Annotated in this window: 17 protein-coding genes; 8 read left to right on the top strand and 9 right to left on the bottom strand. The window is 71.3% G+C overall.

Annotation, left to right across the window (positions count from 1 at the left end):
* Positions 1-18 precede the first annotated feature (18 nt).
* Positions 19-729, bottom strand: coding sequence for a hypothetical protein (locus tag ABTZ03_RS09600; protein ID WP_350512327.1), 711 nt, complete (start codon positions 727-729; stop codon positions 19-21).
* A 362-nt stretch (positions 730-1091) separates the two neighbouring features.
* Between ABTZ03_RS09600 and ABTZ03_RS09605 the strand changes: the two genes are divergently transcribed.
* Positions 1092-1898, top strand: a complete 807-nt coding sequence (locus tag ABTZ03_RS09605) for an SUKH-3 domain-containing protein (protein WP_350512328.1) — start codon at positions 1092-1094, stop codon at positions 1896-1898.
* An 18-nt stretch (positions 1899-1916) separates the two neighbouring features.
* Here the strand turns inward: ABTZ03_RS09605 and ABTZ03_RS09610 are convergent, their stop codons facing one another.
* Positions 1917-2972: a S66 peptidase family protein gene (locus ABTZ03_RS09610; protein ID WP_502894422.1), complete on the bottom strand. Its 1056-nt coding sequence runs from the start codon at positions 2970-2972 to the stop codon at positions 1917-1919.
* A gap of 248 nt (positions 2973-3220) precedes the next feature.
* Here ABTZ03_RS09610 and ABTZ03_RS09615 point away from each other — a divergent pair, with 248 nt between their 5' ends.
* Positions 3221-4417: a serine hydrolase domain-containing protein gene (locus ABTZ03_RS09615; RefSeq protein ID WP_350512329.1), complete on the top strand. Its 1197-nt coding sequence runs from the start codon at positions 3221-3223 to the stop codon at positions 4415-4417.
* Positions 4418-4458: 41 nt separating this feature from the next.
* Here ABTZ03_RS09615 and ABTZ03_RS09620 read toward each other — a convergent pair whose 3' ends face one another.
* Both ABTZ03_RS09620 and ABTZ03_RS09625 read right to left on the bottom strand, forming a co-directional pair.
* Positions 4459-5031 carry a hypothetical protein gene (locus tag ABTZ03_RS09620; protein WP_350512330.1) on the bottom strand — a complete coding sequence of 191 codons (573 nt, stop codon included), beginning with the start codon at positions 5029-5031 and terminating at the stop codon, positions 4459-4461.
* Positions 5032-5088: 57 nt separating this feature from the next.
* A complete protein-coding gene (locus ABTZ03_RS09625) occupies positions 5089-5814 on the bottom strand; it encodes an alpha/beta fold hydrolase (protein ID WP_350512331.1) in 726 nt (241 codons plus the stop codon).
* A 188-nt stretch (positions 5815-6002) separates the two neighbouring features.
* Between ABTZ03_RS09625 and ABTZ03_RS09630 the strand changes: the two genes are divergently transcribed.
* Positions 6003-6401 carry a winged helix-turn-helix transcriptional regulator gene (locus tag ABTZ03_RS09630; protein ID WP_350512332.1) on the top strand — a complete coding sequence of 133 codons (399 nt, stop codon included), beginning with the start codon at positions 6003-6005 and terminating at the stop codon, positions 6399-6401.
* A gap of 294 nt (positions 6402-6695) precedes the next feature.
* On the opposite strand, the gene ABTZ03_RS09635 is transcribed toward ABTZ03_RS09630, so the two are convergent.
* Positions 6696-9878, bottom strand: coding sequence for an AfsR/SARP family transcriptional regulator (locus ABTZ03_RS09635; RefSeq protein WP_350512333.1), 3183 nt, complete (start codon positions 9876-9878; stop codon positions 6696-6698).
* A gap of 218 nt (positions 9879-10096) precedes the next feature.
* Here ABTZ03_RS09635 and ABTZ03_RS09640 point away from each other — a divergent pair, with 218 nt between their 5' ends.
* The gene (locus ABTZ03_RS09640; RefSeq protein ID WP_350512334.1) at positions 10097-10840 is read left to right on the top strand and encodes a hypothetical protein; all 744 of its coding nucleotides are present in this window, start codon (positions 10097-10099) and stop codon (positions 10838-10840) included.
* A 164-nt stretch (positions 10841-11004) separates the two neighbouring features.
* Here the strand turns inward: ABTZ03_RS09640 and ABTZ03_RS09645 are convergent, their stop codons facing one another.
* The 4 genes from ABTZ03_RS09645 to ABTZ03_RS09660 form a co-directional block, all read right to left on the bottom strand.
* Positions 11005-11568 carry a tyrosine-type recombinase/integrase gene (locus tag ABTZ03_RS09645; protein ID WP_350512335.1) on the bottom strand — a complete coding sequence of 188 codons (564 nt, stop codon included), beginning with the start codon at positions 11566-11568 and terminating at the stop codon, positions 11005-11007.
* A 268-nt stretch (positions 11569-11836) separates the two neighbouring features.
* Positions 11837-13504, bottom strand: a complete 1668-nt coding sequence (locus tag ABTZ03_RS09650; protein ID WP_350512336.1) for an IS1182 family transposase — start codon at positions 13502-13504, stop codon at positions 11837-11839.
* 121 nt (positions 13505-13625) lie between these two features.
* Positions 13626-13829: a DUF397 domain-containing protein gene (locus tag ABTZ03_RS09655; protein ID WP_350512337.1), complete on the bottom strand. Its 204-nt coding sequence runs from the start codon at positions 13827-13829 to the stop codon at positions 13626-13628.
* Entirely contained in the window at positions 13822-14655 is an 834-nt protein-coding gene (locus tag ABTZ03_RS09660; RefSeq protein WP_350512338.1) for a helix-turn-helix domain-containing protein, read from the bottom strand. Before ABTZ03_RS09660 ends, ABTZ03_RS09655 begins: the two co-directional genes overlap by 8 nt.
* A 109-nt stretch (positions 14656-14764) precedes the next feature.
* On the opposite strand from ABTZ03_RS09660, the gene ABTZ03_RS09665 reads away from it, so the two are divergent.
* The 4 genes from ABTZ03_RS09665 to ABTZ03_RS09680 are packed head-to-tail and all read left to right on the top strand — an operon-like array spanning position 14765 to position 15616.
* Complete coding sequence (locus ABTZ03_RS09665; RefSeq protein WP_350512339.1) at positions 14765-15025, top strand: hypothetical protein; 261 nt, start codon at positions 14765-14767, stop codon at positions 15023-15025.
* Positions 15022-15156, top strand: a complete 135-nt coding sequence (locus ABTZ03_RS09670; protein ID WP_350512340.1) for a hypothetical protein — start codon at positions 15022-15024, stop codon at positions 15154-15156. The genes ABTZ03_RS09665 and ABTZ03_RS09670 overlap by 4 nt, the downstream gene beginning before the upstream one ends.
* Positions 15153-15416, top strand: a complete 264-nt coding sequence (locus ABTZ03_RS09675; protein WP_350512341.1) for a hypothetical protein — start codon at positions 15153-15155, stop codon at positions 15414-15416. The genes ABTZ03_RS09670 and ABTZ03_RS09675 overlap by 4 nt, the downstream gene beginning before the upstream one ends.
* Positions 15416-15616, top strand: a complete 201-nt coding sequence (locus ABTZ03_RS09680) for a hypothetical protein (protein ID WP_350512342.1) — start codon at positions 15416-15418, stop codon at positions 15614-15616. Before ABTZ03_RS09675 ends, ABTZ03_RS09680 begins: the two co-directional genes overlap by 1 nt.
* The last annotated feature ends 50 nt before the right edge of the window (positions 15617-15666 follow it).

Genomic DNA, 15666 nt, shown 5'->3' on the forward strand with positions numbered 1-15666 from the left:
GCGGGGTGGAGAGTCCGGTCAGCCCGAGAGCGGTTGGGCGGCTGAGACAGCGACCCGGTCGCCGAAGCGGCCGCGCAGGTCTGCCTGGGCGCTGGACAGATTTCCGCTGACGCCGACCTCCACCACGCCGCGAGCGAAGCTCACCTCCGAACCGTCGCCCACCATGACGATGCTGTAGTCGCTCGTGTGCCCTATCAGTGCCGTGACCCGGTTGCGGATGGCGGCCAGCTCGCTGATCGAGCGCGGCGCATCGCGCAGGTCTATGCGCACGCTCAGGCCCAGGTGAGCGAGGGCCGCGTCGAAGCCGCCACCACTCGGCTTCCGGTAGACGATGACGCAACCGTCCGGAACATCCACCACCAAGCCCGCGAAGGCGTCCTGGTAAGAGCGGCTGAGGCGTGAGATCGCGTCCGCGGCCGTGTCCAGCTGCTGCTGGTCCGGTCGGCCCGAGCTCGGCGGAGGGCTTACGGTGACACTCAGCGAAGGGCTCACGGCGACGGCAGACGCGGCGGTACTTGTCGGCGCAGGAGCGGACGGCGTGACATTGGTCTGTCCGGCACAGGCTACGCAAGCCAGCAGAGCGGTCAAGGCCAGGGTGACAGCGGTCAGGTGTATCGGCGTTCGGGTACCGGGCATCGATCCAGCCTCACTACATCGGCGACGGCTGATGATCGTACGCGGGCACGAAGCGACGTGAGCAAAGAAGGTGTGCACGGCTTCCAAGATCATGGAGTTCTCTGTGCCCCGTGACCCGAGTGGAATCCCGTGCCTGCCGACGCATCATCCCCGATTCCGACTGCCCTTGACCAGCTCTACGAGCAGCCCGAGGCGGCTGCTGGGGAGGTGCCAGGCCTGCCGGAGCCGTTGGCCCAGGTGCCAAACCCCCGTGATCCGCGTGAAGTGCGGCACGCGCCGGCCGTGGTCGTCGCCCTGACGGCGTGTGCAGTGCTGGCCGGGGCGACCTCGCTGCTGGCGGTCGGCGAGTGATCGCGGACGCCCCGCCGCAGGTACTGGCGCGGCTCGGAGTGCGTCCCGGTCCGGTGCTGCCCCAGGCGGCTGGTGCGGGCCGAGGCCTTGCGAGGATGGGGCGCATGGTCAGCGTTGAGGAGTGGATACGGGTTCGACGGGAACTGCGGTTGGGGCAGCGGCTGTCCGGGACGGTCGCCGCGGTGCCGACGCCCGGTGTGGTCGGGCTGTTCGTGGATCTCGGTCTTCCGGTCGGCGGGTTCGTCGATGTGCTGCTGCTTCCGGCGGACGGGAGCCGGTGGCCGGTGGTGGGGACGGTGACGGAGTTCGAGGTCTGGTGGGCGGACCAGCGGCCGCAGGTGCGGCTCAAGCCGGTGGAACGCCGGTTCCTGCGGGAGGACTTCGACGAGTGGCGGGAGCGGTGGCGGCCGGGGTGGCCGGAGGATGTGCCGGTGGATCAGGCCTGGGTGGAGGCGGAGGCCGCGCCGCTGCGGGAGGCCGGGATGGTCGAGGAGGCCCTGCGTGCGGCCGGATGGCGGCCAGGGCGGCGGGTACCGGTCGAGCGGTGGCGCGGGATGCTGGAGGCGTCGGGGCCGATTCGCATGCACGAGGCGGCCGAGGAGTTCCTCTCGGAGTTCGGCGGCCTGGACGTACGGGTCAGCGGGCCCGGCATCGATGTCGCGAGGACCCGCTTCCACTTCGATCCCGAGCTGGCGGTGGGCGAGGAGGACCGCTTCGCGGAGTGGAGCGCGGACCTCGGGCGGGACCTCTTCCCGATCGGTGAGCTGGACGGAGGCCGGTTCTTCCTCGGCATCGACGGGGACGGCGAGATCTGTCTCGTGGAGACCTGGGTGGCGACGTTCGGGCCGGTCCGGGAGGCCCTGGAGAAGCTCGTCCTGGGGATCGCTCCGCGGCGGATCTCCCTCGCCTGAGGTCGTCGGCCGGAGCACTCAGCCGGCGCCGTGACCGTGCCCTACCGCCGGTTCGAGCAGGGACAGCGTCCGTCGCCGGGCGTCGAGGTGGGCGCGGAGGCCGACCGGCATCGGGAGGTTCGGGCCGGCGTGGCCGAAGTCGACGTTGCCCAGGACGGGGATGTCGCGGTCGCCGAGGACGTCGAGGACGATCTCGGGCAGGGTCGGGGAGGCGCCGGGCTCCAGGCCGCTGATGTCGCGCGGGACGCCGACGACCATGCCGGCGATGCGGTCGAGGATGCCGCTGTGGCGTAGGACGTGCAGGTAGCTCCACACGTAGGAGGCCAGGCCACCCATCTCCTCCCAGAACAGGATCGCGCCGTCGAAGTGTTCGAGGGGGAGGGCGAAGGGGGTCGCCTGGTTCAGGACGATGCGGTTGATCACGCCGCCGATCAGTCGGCCTTCGGCGCGGCCGGGGCGCCAGCACTCCCAGGTCGGGCTGGTGGGCAGGGCGCCGAGCGGCTCGGTGTCGGTGAGCAGCCTGGCGTAGAGCTGTTCGAGTTCCGCCCGGCGCGCCGGGGGTGCGGACTGCCAGTGGCCGCCGAAGCCGGGGACGGCCGCGTCGGCGTGGAATCCGACCAGGCCGGTGCGGGCGTGGAGGACCAGGTGCAGCAGGGAGATGTCGCTGTAGCCGAGGATCGGCTTGGGGTCGGCCGTGATCGCCTCGAAGTCGATCAGGTCGAGGTAGCCGAGGGCCGTCTGGCCGCCGTCGCTGGCGACGATGGCGCGCACCTCGGGGTCGCGGAGGAGGCCGTTGAGCTCCGTGGCGATCTCGGCCGGCGTGGCCGCGCTCCACCAGTGGTGGCGTCCTGCCCGGAGCAGCGGGGCGCGGCGTACCCGGAAGCCCATGCGCTGGAGGACGACGACGGTCTGCTCGATGTTGGGCTCGTACGCGGGCGGGAGTGGACCGGAGAGCGAGGCGATGACGACGAGGTCTCCGGGGCGCAGGGCGCGTGGTCGCAAGAGTCCTGGCAGTCGAGGGAGTTGGGGCAGTCGGGGCAGTTCAGGCGGTTGGGGCGGCGGGGAACCGGTCATGGCGTCAGTGTTGCTGGCCGCCGGCGGTGGAGCACCCGATTTTCGCCCGCCGCCTGCCGACCAGCCGCCGACGGCTGGTCGGCGCACCGCTCAGAGGCGGCCGTGCTCCGGTACGAGCGTCTCGCCGGTGTCGCACAGCACCAGGTGGATCCGCCTGACCGGCTCGAACGCTTCGTCCGGAGCTCAAAGGTCCCCCGTCATACCGCCCCTCTCACCGTCGTTGCCGGTCAGCGTAGTTGAATGGTCGCGTGACACCACGAGTCGATCCCGGCGAGGCCGGGTTCCACGCCGGGCGGCTGGCCCGGGTCGACGCCTTCGTCGAGGCGGAGGTCGCCGCACGGCGGCTGCCCGGGGCGGTGCTGGGCATCGTCCGAGGAGGTGCGCTGGTGCGGCTCGACGCGTTCGGGATGCGGGATCCGCAGGCCGGGGCGCCGATGACGACCGACACCCTGTTCTGGCTGGCGTCGATGACCAAGCCCGTCACCGCCGCCGGGGCTCTGCTGCTGGTGGAGAGCGGGGAGTTGGTCCTCGAAGAGGCCGTCGGCGACTACCTGCCGGGGTTCCGGGACCGGCGGGTCGCCGACCCGGAGTCGCTCCGGGAGCGCCCGGCGGCACGCCAGCCCACCGTGCTGGACCTCATGCGCCACACCGCCGGCATCCCCGAGGGCCTCCTCGGCCGGACCGCACTGCACGCACGGTACGCCGAGGCGGTCGGGGACGGCATGACCGGGCTCGACGGCCCGGAGTTCGTCGCGCGCCTCGCCGCGCTCCCACTGCTCGCCGACCCCGGCACCCTGTGGCACTACGGCTTCGGGTTCGACCTGCTCGGGCAGATCGTGGAGTCCGTCACCTCGGACACCCTGGGGGCCTTCCTGGCCCGACGGCTGTTCGCCCCGCTCGGCATGACCGACACCCGGTTCGTCGGCGGCTCCGGCGCGGACCCGGACCGGCTCGCCGTGCCCCTGACCCACGATCCGCTGACGGGTGAGTCACAACAGCTGCCCGACCTCGCCCGCGCCCGCTTCGACTCCGGCGGCGCCGGGCTGGTCGGCACCGCCGGCGACTACCTGGCCTTCCTCCGGATGCTGCTGGCCAAGGGCGCGGGCCCCACCGGCGACGCGGACCGGGTGCTGGGGCGCAAGACCGTCGAGCTGATGCTCGCCGACACGCTGGAGCCGGGGACGGACACCCGGTTGCTCGAACGTCCGGGCTGGAACCCCGGCCACGGCTTCGGCCTGGGCGTGGCCGTCCGCCGCGCCGCGGGCGGCGGGGCGACGACCCCCGGGTCCGCGGGCGAGGTCACCTGGCCGGGCTCCTCCGGCGCGTTCTGGTGGGCCGACCCGGCGGAGGACCTGGGCGTGGTGTTCCTGACGCACACGCCCTCGCGGCTGCAACTGCGCTACTGGCAGCAGATGAAGTCGCTGGTCCTCCAGGCTCTGCGGTAGCGGTACCGGCCCGGTCGCGGTCGCGGTCGCCGAGGATCCGCCTACAGCGTCACGTTCGTGACGAAGAGGACGACGGCGAGGACGGCGGTGCCGGCCATGCCGATCCACAGGGGCGTGATCCGGTCCCGGAACCGCTTCTCCGGCCGGACGCGCCGGCTCGGCTCGGTGCAGTGCCTCCACCGGTCGATGACCTGCCGAACCTCTGCGTCGAAGTCGTCCGACGGCTCGAACCCGCTGGCGACCAGGGCCGACAGCCAGTGGCGCCGACCGTCGGTGGTGTGGATCCGCGCCACGCGCGTGGTCCGGCCGCGGCCCGAGATCTCCGCCACGTCGATCCAGGAGATCTGCCGCCAGGAGTAGGTACGCCCCCGCCCAAGCCCCCAGTTGACGGTGATCCCCTCGGCGTCGACCCGCACCCAGTACCGCATACCGACGAGGCGGCCCGCCGCGAACAGCAGCACCGTCCCCCCGACGAGCAGGACCATGGGACCGGGGCCCCAGTGGAACTTGAGGCGGCCGACGAGGAATTCGGCGGTGACGAGCATGAGCAGGACTGCGATGTCGCCGGCGTCGGGGCTGAGTCTGTCTTTCCCCCGGAAGATCAGTTCGTTCACACCCGCACCCTACGCCTCGCTCCCCATGCGGGCACGCCACATGAACGACGGCCCTGGCTAGGAGAGTTCGAGAAGCAGTTCGCTGAGTTCGCCGGGCATGGTGATCATGCAGTCGTGGCCGGTCGGCAGCTCCCGGATCTGAGCGGCGGTGCCGTTGGGCTGGGTCGGAGGGACGGGGCGACGGGTGACGCCCGCCGGCCTGGCGCCGACGTTGTGGATGTGCGTGCGCGGGATCGCGTCAGCGGCCGGGTTGCCCAGTCGCACCGGCTGCTGCAGGCAGCGCACCGGCTGGTCCGAGAGCATCCCGCGCAGCCAGGCGACGTCGGCCGGGTCGGTGACGCCGAACAGGCCGAAGGGCGCGGGCTGTTCGGGCATCGGCGGCACGCGCCAGCTGCTCCCGGACTTCTCGGCGAGCTCGATGAGTTGCCGTGTCACGGGCTGGACGTCGACTGCGGACTCGCCGTCCTCCGGGACCATCGCGTCGAGGTAGACCAGGTGCGCGATGCGTTCCGGAATCCGGTGGGCCACGGAGGAGATCACCAGCCCGGCGTAGCTGTGGCCGACGAGTACGACGTCGCCGAGGTCCTCCCCGGTGATCAGTCCGACCACGTCGTCGACGTGCGTGTCGAGACCCACCTCCGGACCGAGCAGGTGTGCCTTGTCGCCGAAGCCGGTCAGGGACGGCGCGAACACCCGGTGCCCGGCGGCCTCCAGCAGCGGCACCACCCGCTCCCAGCACCGTCCGTTGTGCCAGGCACCGTGTACCAGCAGAAATGTGGACATCGATCTTCCTTCACAGGATCAGAGGAGCTGAGGGCAGAGGAGCACGGCTACGCGCATACCGCCGGTTCGCGGCCTGGCGGTTACCTTTGGTGACTCGGTACTGTTTGAGTACTAGGACCAGGCTGGTGCACACGACGCGCCGCAGGCAATAAGGCACTTTTCGGTGACCCGGTTCTCTGGAGGTAACCATGGACGCGACTCAGAGCGATCCGCAGTCGGCGGCGCGGTCCAGCGATGGGTGCCGGACCCGGGTGGTGCTCGACATCGTCGGGGACAAGTGGTCGCTGCTGGTCGTGCGCAATCTCAGCGACGGACCGCGCCGTTTCACCGAGCTCAAAAGGGCCGTCGACGGAATCAGCCAGCGCATGCTCACCGTGACGCTGCGCAGCCTGGAGCGCGACGGAATCCTCACCCGCACCGTCCACGAGGTGATGCCGCCGCACGTCAGCTATGAGCTCACCGAGATGGGCATCACCCTGCGCGCGGCCACCGCGCCCCTGCTCACATGGAGCGTCGCGCACCTCGCCCGGATCGACGATGCCCGCGCCGCCTACGACGCCCGCACGGATCCATCGGTGACCCCGTAGCGGGACGGCAAGCCGAGTGCCGCCCGCCGATCTCGCGGTGAGGCCCCGTCCGAGGTGCAACCGCGTCGCGGGGCGGCGGGGAGGCGCCTCCGGTCGGGTCCGTCCCCTGCGCGGACCCGGCCGGAGGTGTGCCCCGTGGGGGGCGGCCTTGGGGGGTGGTGGTCAGGCGGTGTGGGGTTCCGGAGGGACGGCGCGGGGGCTGTCCGCGCCGTCCGAACCGACCCTAGGGAGGGGTGGCTTACCGATGGCTTACCGATCGGCGACAGGGCGGTAAGCAGTCAGGCGGTACAGCGGTCAGTCCTCGTGGGCCTGGGGGTCGCCCCCGCCGTTGGTGGGGCGGCCGTTGGTGGGGCGGCCGCCGACGCCGTCGCCGGCTCCGCCGCCGGTGTCCGGGCCCAGGTCGCGGGCCTCGGCGAGGACGCGGGCGGCCGAGTCGGGCAGTCCGGCGGCCCGGTAGGCGCGGGCGAGGGTGCGCAGGGCGGCGGCGAGGAAGGAGCGCCAGCCGCGGGCGCGCCAGACCAGGACCGACTCCTCCAGGTGGGCGACGGCCGAGGTGTGGTCCCCGGCGGCGAGGTCGATCTCGCCGAGGATGCCGAGGGCCTGGGCGAGGTGGTGGCCCATGTCGAGGCGCCGGGCGATGGCCAGGGCGGCTTCGGCGGTCGGGCGGGCGCGGGGGTCGCCGGTGGCCGCGTGGAGGGTGGCGAGGTAGAGCAGGGAGAAGGCCTCGACGTAGGAGTCCTGGAGGGAGCGGGCCATGGCGAGGGACCGGGTGAGCAGTTCGTACGCCTGCTCCGGGTGACCGGCCCGGCCGTGGGCGGCGCCGAGGAACTGGATCGCGGTGGCCTCGAAGCGGGTGTTGCCGATCATCCGGGCCAGCCGCAGGGTTTCGGTGAGGTGCTCGATGGTGCGGTCGAGGTCGGCCTCGCCGTGGGCGACGGCGATGATCTGGTGGGCGCGGGCCCGGCCGCCCGGGTGGTCGGTGGAGGTGGCGAGGTCCAGGGCCTGGTGGGCGGTCTCCAGGGCCTCCCGGTCGCGGCCCTGGGCGACCAGGCTCCAGGCGACCAGGACGAGGGCGTCGGCGCAGCCGCGTGGTTCCCCGACCTGCTGGAACAGGCGCAGCAGGTGCTGGGCGCGGTCCTCCAGGGCGACCATCGTCTGGCCGCCGCCGTCGGTCGGGGTGGTCCAGGTGGTGACCTCGATGAGGCCGCGGGTGAGGACGGCCGTGCCGCGGACGTCGCCGGCCGTCCGGCAGGCCTGGAGGACGGTGAGGTGGGTGGTGCGCCAGTCGTCGTAGAGGCCGCGGACGTCGCAGTACTTCTCCTGGCAGGCGGCGAGGTCCCAGGCGGCGGGCAGCATGCGCAGGGCGGCGGCCTGCCGGGCGACGGCGTTCAGGGCGGGCTGCTCGGTGTCGAACCAGGCCATCGGGTCGTCCAGGAGCGCGGCGGTGAGCGCGGGTGGCAGTGGGTGGCGGGGCGCCGCGCCGTGGAGGGGCGCGTAGCACGGGCCGGGGATCTGGTCGGCGGCCTGCTCGGCCAGGGCGAGCCAGGCGCCGAGGGCGCGTTCCAGGGCGGCGGCGGAAGCGGTCTGTTCGGCGGCTTCGGCGCGCTCGGCGGCTTCGGCGCGACGCTCGGCTGCTTCGGCGCGCTCGGCGGCATCGGTTTGTTCGGCCGCCTCGGCGTGTTCGCGGGCGTACAGGCGGACGAGGTCGTGGAAGCGGTAGCGCGGGTGGGGTCCCGTTCCGGTCTCCTGGAGGAGTTGGGCGTCGACCAGTTCCTCCAGGTGCCGTTCGGCCTCCGGGACGGGGACGTCGGCCAGGGCCGCGGCGGCCCAGGACGCGAAGTCGGGGGCGTCCAGCAGGCCGAGCAGCCGGAAGGTGCGGCGGACGGGTGCGGGCAGCCGGGCGTGGCCGACGGCGAAGCCGGCCCGTACGGCGAGGTCCCCGGTGGCCAGTTCGTCGAGGCGCCGCCGTTCGTCGCGCAGCAGGTCCACGAGCCGGGCCAGGGACCAGCGGGGCCGTGCGGCCAGGCGGGCCCCGGCGATGCGGACGGCCAGCGGGATGCCGCCGCACAGTTCGGTGATCTGGGCGGCGGCGACCGGTTCGGCGGCGACGCGGTGGTCGCCGAGGATGCGGCTCAGCAGGATCCGGGCGTGGGCGGCGTCGAGTTCGCCGAGGTCGACGAGGCGGGCACCGGGCAGGGAGGTCAGTGCGGCGCGGCTGGTGAGGAGGACGGCCGGGTGCTGCCGGTCGGGGTGGGTCGGGGTGCCGGGGAGCAGCGGCCCGACCTGGTGCGCGCCGGCGGCGTTGTCGAGGACGACGAGGACGCGGCGGTCGGCGAGCAGGGTGCGGTAGAGCGCGGAGCGTTCGTCGAGGGACTCGGGGATCTCCCTGGGGTCGGTGCCGAGGGCACGCAGGAAGGCGGCGAGGACGTGGGCGGGGTCGGCGGGTGCGGCGTCGGCGCCGCGCAGGTCCGCGTAGAGCCGGCCGTCGGGGTAGTCGGCGGCGGCACGGTGGGCGGCGTGGACGGCCAGGGCGGTCTTGCCGATGCCGCCCATGCCGGCGATCACCGGGAGCCCGCCGTGCGCCAAGGTGTCCAGGACGAGCCGCACTTGGTCGTCGCGGCCGGTGAAGTCCGGGAGGTCGCGCGGGAGTTGGGAGGGTACGCGGGGTCGCTCGGCGGCGGCGGTGACCGTGTCAGCGACGGTGGTGGCGCGGGCGCCCTCGCGGTCGTGGGCGAGCAGGGCGAGGAAGACCTGCTGCACCTGCTCGCCGGGCTCGATGCCGAGTTCCTCGGAGAGCCGTCGGCGCAGGCGCTGGAAGCGGCGCAGCGCCTCGGCCGCCCGGCCGTCGGCGGCGAGCAGTTCGAGCAGGGCGGCGTGGACGGGTTCGTCGAAGGGGTGTTCCTCGGCGAGCGCCGTGAGGGCGGGGAGGGCGTCCCGGGGTACGGCGGCGGCTCGCACGGTCCCGGCCAGGACGGTTCCTGCCAGGGCGAGCGCCGCAGTCCGGACCTCGGCCTCCACGGCGGTCACCAGAGGATCCTCCCGGTTCACCCGCTCCAGCCCGGCCAGGACCGGCCCGCGCCGCAACGCGAGCGCGGCGACCAGGTCGTCCGCGACCACGTCGTCGGCCGCCAAGTCGTCGGCGGCGAGGAGGGCACGGAAGCGCCCGAGGTCCACGGCGTCCGGCCCGGTCGCCAGCCGGTAGCCCTGCGCGTCGGACTCCAGCACCAGGTCCTCGTCCTCGAACTGCCCGAGCCAGGTGCGCAGTCGGGACATCCCGGTGTGCACCGCGCCCCGGCCGATCCGGTCCGCCTGCCCGGCCCAGACCAGGTCCAGCAGCCGCCCGACGGGAAGCCGCTCCCCCTCCGCGAGCAGCAGCGCTCCCAGCAGGCCGCGCAGGACGGTCGCCCTCGGCAGTGACTGCGGTACGGAGTCCGCGGCGACCGTCAGGGGTCCCAGCAGGCCGAACGTCACCCTCATTCGCTTCCGTCTCCCAATCAGTCCCCCGATCGGTCTCCAGGCCCACGATCATCACACCCGTGCGCGCACTGACTCAATCTCCCGGCCCGCACACCGCCTTGTCCAGCCGCCGACCGCCCGAGCGCTTCGGGCAGCCGCCGATCGCGCGGCCCACGCCCCGAGCAGCAGCCACGTAAAATCCACCTGACGCCTGCGCCCGGTTCGGCCATGCTTGGCCGGTGGACACGGAACCGGACCTGCTCAGCCTCACCATCCTCTGCCCGCCACCCGCTGACGGCTGGCTGGAGGTCCGCCCGGTCGTCAGCGGCCGCGACCTCCTGGCCGACCTGGCCCTGCGCAGCTCGGCGTCGGGCGGTCCCCGGTTGGTGGGATCCGGGCCCCGGCGCCTCCTCGGCCGGGGCGGCGGACCGCTGTACGCCACCGCGACGCCCCACGAGGTCCGGCTCGCCGCGACCATGTGCGACGAACGGTGCTGCGGCGCCCTGTACGTGACGGTCGCCCGGGACGGAGAGCACATCGTCTGGTCGAACTGGCGCAACCCGGCCCAACCGGGCTTCGCCCTACCGGAGTTCCGGTTCGCCGCCGACCAGTACGAGGCCGAGGTCCGGCGCGCCGAGGGGGATCGCGACTGGGAGTGGCCGGCCGCGGTGGTGGCGATGCTGCTCGAAGCCGAACTGAGGGGACGGGAGGACTGGCTGGCCCAGTGGGAGTGCGAGCTGGAAGCCGTCTGCGCCTTCCGTGACGAACCCGACCAGATCGACGTCCTCCTGCGGCATCCCCCGGGCCGACAGGAGACGGACCTGCCCCAGGCCCAGTTCGTGCTGACCCTCCCGATCTCCGCCGACTCCCCGTCGGCCCAGGCCGAGCACCTGGCGGCGCAGCTCACCGCGGGCGACCCCCGGGCCACCGCCGAACTCTGCGGCGGCTACCGGCCGGAGGAGCTGGGCTACCCGTGGCCTTGAGGCGGGGCGATCCGGAACCTACCGGCCGCACGGGAAACGCCGAGGACGGCTGCCGGGGTGGCTGAACGTCGGGCATAGTCTCCTCAGGGGCACTGAACTGGGCAAACGCAACAATCCGCCTTCGGATCGCCACCTGATCGCCACACCCCGACCAGCCTCCACCATCACGGCGCCTTGTCATCGTCATCGTCCACCGTATCGGGGATCACGATGCCAGCGGTCTCCTCATAGAAGACAGCTTCGAGAGCCTTACGGTCCCGCGCCGCAGCTCCCGGGACCTGGTGGTGGTAGGTGCCCTTGAGTTCGTCAGCCGATGCGTGACCCATGTACAACTGCACCGTAGCCTCCGGAACGCCTTGGTCAAGTGCGTGGGAGGCGAACGTGTAGCGGAGGTCGTGGAATCGGAAGGTTGCGGGCAAGCCCGCCACGGCAAGGGCCCTCTTGAAGGTCCTGTAGAAATGGTTTCGGCGGATGAGGTTTCCCCGCGAAGACCGGAACAGCACCTCAGCACCGTTTTCCCGCCTCAGCACCGAGTGGTTGTCGAGGTGATCGAGCAGTGCCCGGTGCACAAAGCCGGGGAGCGGCACCTGCCGACCATGCGACGACTCGGTCTTGTTGTAGTCGACCAGCTCCGCCCGTAATCGCACCTTGATGACCTGCCGTAGGACAGTCAGGACGCCGGCCTCAAAGTCGATCGCGGGCCCCGTCCCGGAGAACTGGTTGGTCATGGCCGAGGAAGCGTGCACCGAGACGGCGCGGGCCTGGTGGCGCCGGAAGATTGAGTCATCGGGCAAGTGAGCCCGATGGACATGCCGCAGCGACAGCGCCCCCGGACTCCGGTCCGGGGGCGCTTCGCGTCCCTGGTCGCTCGATGGCGAGACGGGGTCTGGCAGGACGAGCTACGTACGCCGGTGTCCGTGGGACACAAGCCGACCACTTCCGAGGAACCCATCAGATAGGACGACGAAGGCCCCCGCCCGGATGGGACGCTGTTGGTTAATTCCGCCCCGCTGGACGAGATCCAGCGGGGCGGAGTGCTGCGAAGGGTGAGGTCCGGGTGCGCGCGAGGGGTCTGCCGGTGAGGTGGGCGTCGAGGCGGGCGAGATTGATGGCGGCGCCGGTGAGGTGGTGCTGGAGGCGGGTCTTGGCGAGCCCGCGGTAACGGGACCTGCGCAGGCCGAATGCCTGGACGCCTTGGGAGATGGTGCCCTCGACTCCGGCGCGGTGGCCATAGCGCTGGCGCCAGTGGTCGGTGTCCTGCTCGGTGCGGGCCTGCTGGAGGATGTCGTGCTCCGCCGGTGGCCGCAGGGTCAGGTTGCGGCCGGTCGTGGCATTGGTGCAGGAGGCCCGCAGATCACAGGGCCCGCAGTGCCGTTGGGCGAAGCGGACGCGGGTGACGGGGGTGCCACGGTGGCTCTGGGCGTCTCGCCACTGGACGCTGGTGTGGCCGCCGGGGCAGACGGCCTGGCGCTGGCCCCGGTCGATGGTGAAACGGGTGCTGTCGAAGACGTCGCCGGCGGCCTGTCGCCGGTTGGTGTTCTTCCCGACCGGCCCCACGAGGGTGACGCGGTGATCGCGGTGGGCGTGGTGGATCTGCTCGGCGTCGACGTATCCGGCGTCCACCAGGTGTTCGTCCGGCAGGAGCCCTCGTTCGGCCAGAGCGGTGTGGATGTCCTCCAGGACCGCGCCGTCCGTAACGGGCGCCGCAGTGGTGTGGATGTGGGTGATCAGGTGCGGGGCGTCGGGCTCGCAGGTCTCGCTGAGGTGGACCTTGTAACCCGACCAGCCCAGATCCCGCTTCGCTCCGGTCCTGGCCTCGGGCTCGTGCGGGGTGCATAAGCGGATCGCGCCGGGAGGGAGGTTCTTCGGCTCACGCCAGCGCACGACGCCGTCGACGTGGTGGAACTGCTGCACCCATGTTCTGCGCAGGAACTCCACCTCGGGCAGTGCCCGTAGCCCGGGAGGCGCCGATGCCGACCGGAGGGCTTCCAACAGCACCATGCCATCGGCTCCGCACTGGTCGCCGTGCGCGACACGGGCGGCCCACCGGGACGGGAAACGGGTGTCTTCCGGCCGCGCCGAGTAACGGTCGAACCACTCCGGAGCCGCCACGGCGACCAGCCGGTCACCGGCCGCTTCGGCGACCCGGTTCAAAGCGGTCCGCAGGGTCTCGGCCACGAACTCCAGCCGGTTCAGGTCCCTGGTCGCGGCCAGCACGTGAGTGGCGTCCGTGCGCTGGCGCCTGCCGGCCTTGACCAGCCCGACGTCCCCGGCCGCCCGCAGCACGGCATCGAAGACCACCCGGCCGGCATCGCTGCCGGCCAACCGGGCCCTGAACTCGCTCAGCACGGAGAAGTCGAACCCGATGTCGGTCAGCTCCAGCGCGAGGGCGTACTTCCAGTCCAGACGCGAGCGGACCGCGTGCGCGGCCTGCCGGTCGGTCAGCCCCTCCGCGAACTGCAACACCGACACCAGCGCCAGCCGGGCCGGCGACACCACCGGCCGTCCCCGCACCGGGAACAACTCCTCGAAATCGGTATCCGCGAAGACTGGCCCGAGCGCGTCACGCACCCGCATTGCCAGACAGCCCTTCGGGAACACCGCACGCGCCACCCGCACGGTCTCCTCCGGGATCTCCACCAGATCCACCTCATGCAACGCCACGAACCCACCCCGAAACACGACGACGGCCTGCACAACCCCAACGGGGTCATACAGGCCGTCGTTACGCAGGCCCCGGATTTACCAACAGCGTCCCGGATGGGCGGGGGCCTCCTCGGCGTCATCAGACCTCGCCGAACTCGCCGACCTTCACCGCAGCGACGAAGGCCGCGAAGGTGGACGCCGGGAAGACCAGCGCGGGGCCCTCGGGGTCCTTGGAGTCACGGACGGGAACGACACCACGAAGGCTGTCTGAGACCTCGACGCAGTTCCCTCCCTGGGTGCTGTAACTGCTCTTGTGCCAAGTGGCATTACGTAGATCATCCATGTTCGAAGCCTCTCCGTACTTCTCGAAGGAAATCGATGGTGGCTGCTCGCCGCAGCGCCTCGGCCTGGAGATGATCGTACTCACTGCCCCACTCTGCCAGCGTCTGCGGATCACGTTCGAGGTAGCCGCGTCGCTGCGTCTCGCTGTATCCCAGAGTGACCCCGGTCCCCGTGGTCAGCAACGTGATTGGGAACCCAAAGGGCCGATGTTGCCCGGCTGTGATCGGGCATACCTGGATCAAGCACCTAGGGCGCAAGGCAAGCACTTCGAGGTGCCTAAGTTGCGCCACCATGACGTCACGGCCCCCGATCGGCCGACGGAGTGCTGCTTCGTCTATGACCGCTTGAAGATGCGGCGCCGATTCTCGATCAAGGATTCGCTGTCTGCGTAGCACCTTCTCGGTTCGGTCGTCCGCCTGTTGCTGAGTCGCGAACCCCCGCAGCACAGGGGCTTCTTGGAAGGTCCGGCTGTACTCAGGGGTCTGGAGCAGGCTCGGAACAATGTTGATCTCGAACAGTCTCAGGGAGACAGCCTTTGCCTCGTACCGCAGGTACTCGTCAAAGCCCTCAAACAGGGCGCGCTGTCCGCCCTTCCCCCACTCCTTGAGGAAGCGGTGGCCGGACCCAAACACCCGGTCAAGCTTGGTTACGAACGGTTGACTTGGTTTCTTCCGGTTGTTTTCAAGAGCCGAGATGTACGCCGACGTGCAGCCCACCTCCGCCGCTAGGTGTTGCTGGGTCCAACTCAGCTGCTCGCGCGACGTGCGAAGAAACGTTCCGAACGTGACAGCAGGATCGCCTTGGGGGTCGATCTCATGTTCGCTCATCCCGATTCATCCTACCAATCTAACCGATATGGACTGGTTGAGAACTCGACCAGCCTATAGGACAGTTGGCGCCCCCGGGTAGTCGTACCACTACGGATCGGAGACCCCCATGTCCGAGAGAGAGCCCTTCAAGCCCCAACGCAACGAAGTTGTCCTGGACTACGGCAACCCGGTCGACGGGAAGCCGCTTGAAGGGGTGTACGTCGGACCGGGCTGGTCCGGTGGCACCGTCGAACTCCGGCCGGTCGGATTCAACGACGACCTGTGGCAGACGCCGGAGGGCGAGATCGGGCCGTGTACTCCCAGGCAGGTCGCGCCGGGGACCGGTGGCAACCCCCACCGCCGGCCGCTGGACGGCGAACCGGTATGACTGCCAGTCAGGTTCTATTGGCCGGCCTGCACCTGGCCTCCCTACTCGGCGGCGTGATCGCGCTTGCGGAACGGGTGGCCGGGATTCCGGTCCGGCTGAGCGGACAGGCCGAGATGAAGGTCCTGTTGTGATCGGCATTCAGACGGCGCTGGGTCAGCTGGACGGCACGGTCGGTACCGAGATGCCCGCCGAGCACCAGTACAGGTTGGGTCGGTGCCTTCCGTGCGACGACGGCAAGTGGACCGTGGTCGCTCCTGGAGTCTTCTACGCCTGGGGTGGCGGGATGGCCAGCATTCCGGCCTGCAAGAGGCACCACGAGGCCTTCGTCCGGTATTCCCGCCAGCAGTCCATGCGGGCGGACTTGGGGCCGCGCGGGAAGGACTGGTCGTGATGGGCGAACGGGCATCGAACGACCTGGACGCCGAGTTCCAGATGATGGTGGCTGCCAGCGGCGGACCCGACGGATTCATTCGGAGTGGTCGCCGGGAGTTGCGGGCCGAGCTGGACCGCCGTGGACGGCTGCCCCGTCGCTGCCGGAACGAATGGGACGGCAACCTCGCCTCCGGGCTGTGGTTGGACCGTCCTGACTGATGCTCCCGTCCGTGGCTGGGTGACCACGGGCGGGCGCCTGGCAGGCCGGC

Origin of the sequence: Kitasatospora sp. NPDC096077, assembly GCF_040303245.1 — a bacterium.
In the GTDB taxonomy this organism is placed as follows: domain Bacteria; phylum Actinomycetota; class Actinomycetes; order Streptomycetales; family Streptomycetaceae; genus Kitasatospora.

Excerpts from the sequence above, each read along its gene's own strand:
- ABTZ03_RS09600 (WP_350512327.1), bottom strand. The coding sequence starts at position 729 with ATGATCTTGGAAGCCGTGCACACCTTCTTTGCTCACGTCGCTTCGTGC.
- ABTZ03_RS09605 (WP_350512328.1), top strand. The coding sequence starts at position 1,092 with ATGGTCAGCGTTGAGGAGTGGATACGGGTTCGACGGGAACTGCGGTTG.
- ABTZ03_RS09610 (WP_502894422.1), bottom strand. The coding sequence starts at position 2,972 with ATGACCGGTTCCCCGCCGCCCCAACCGCCTGAACTGCCCCGACTGCCC.
- ABTZ03_RS09625 (WP_350512331.1), bottom strand. The coding sequence starts at position 5,814 with ATGTCCACATTTCTGCTGGTACACGGTGCCTGGCACAACGGACGGTGC.
- ABTZ03_RS09630 (WP_350512332.1), top strand. The coding sequence starts at position 6,003 with ATGGACGCGACTCAGAGCGATCCGCAGTCGGCGGCGCGGTCCAGCGAT.
- ABTZ03_RS09635 (WP_350512333.1), bottom strand. The coding sequence starts at position 9,878 with ATGAGGGTGACGTTCGGCCTGCTGGGACCCCTGACGGTCGCCGCGGAC.
- ABTZ03_RS09645 (WP_350512335.1), bottom strand. The coding sequence starts at position 11,568 with ATGACCAACCAGTTCTCCGGGACGGGGCCCGCGATCGACTTTGAGGCC.
- ABTZ03_RS09655 (WP_350512337.1), bottom strand. The coding sequence starts at position 13,829 with ATGGATGATCTACGTAATGCCACTTGGCACAAGAGCAGTTACAGCACC.
- ABTZ03_RS09660 (WP_350512338.1), bottom strand. The coding sequence starts at position 14,655 with ATGAGCGAACATGAGATCGACCCCCAAGGCGATCCTGCTGTCACGTTC.
- ABTZ03_RS09665 (WP_350512339.1), top strand. The coding sequence starts at position 14,765 with ATGTCCGAGAGAGAGCCCTTCAAGCCCCAACGCAACGAAGTTGTCCTG.
- ABTZ03_RS09670 (WP_350512340.1), top strand. The coding sequence starts at position 15,022 with ATGACTGCCAGTCAGGTTCTATTGGCCGGCCTGCACCTGGCCTCCCTA.
- ABTZ03_RS09680 (WP_350512342.1), top strand. The coding sequence starts at position 15,416 with ATGGGCGAACGGGCATCGAACGACCTGGACGCCGAGTTCCAGATGATG.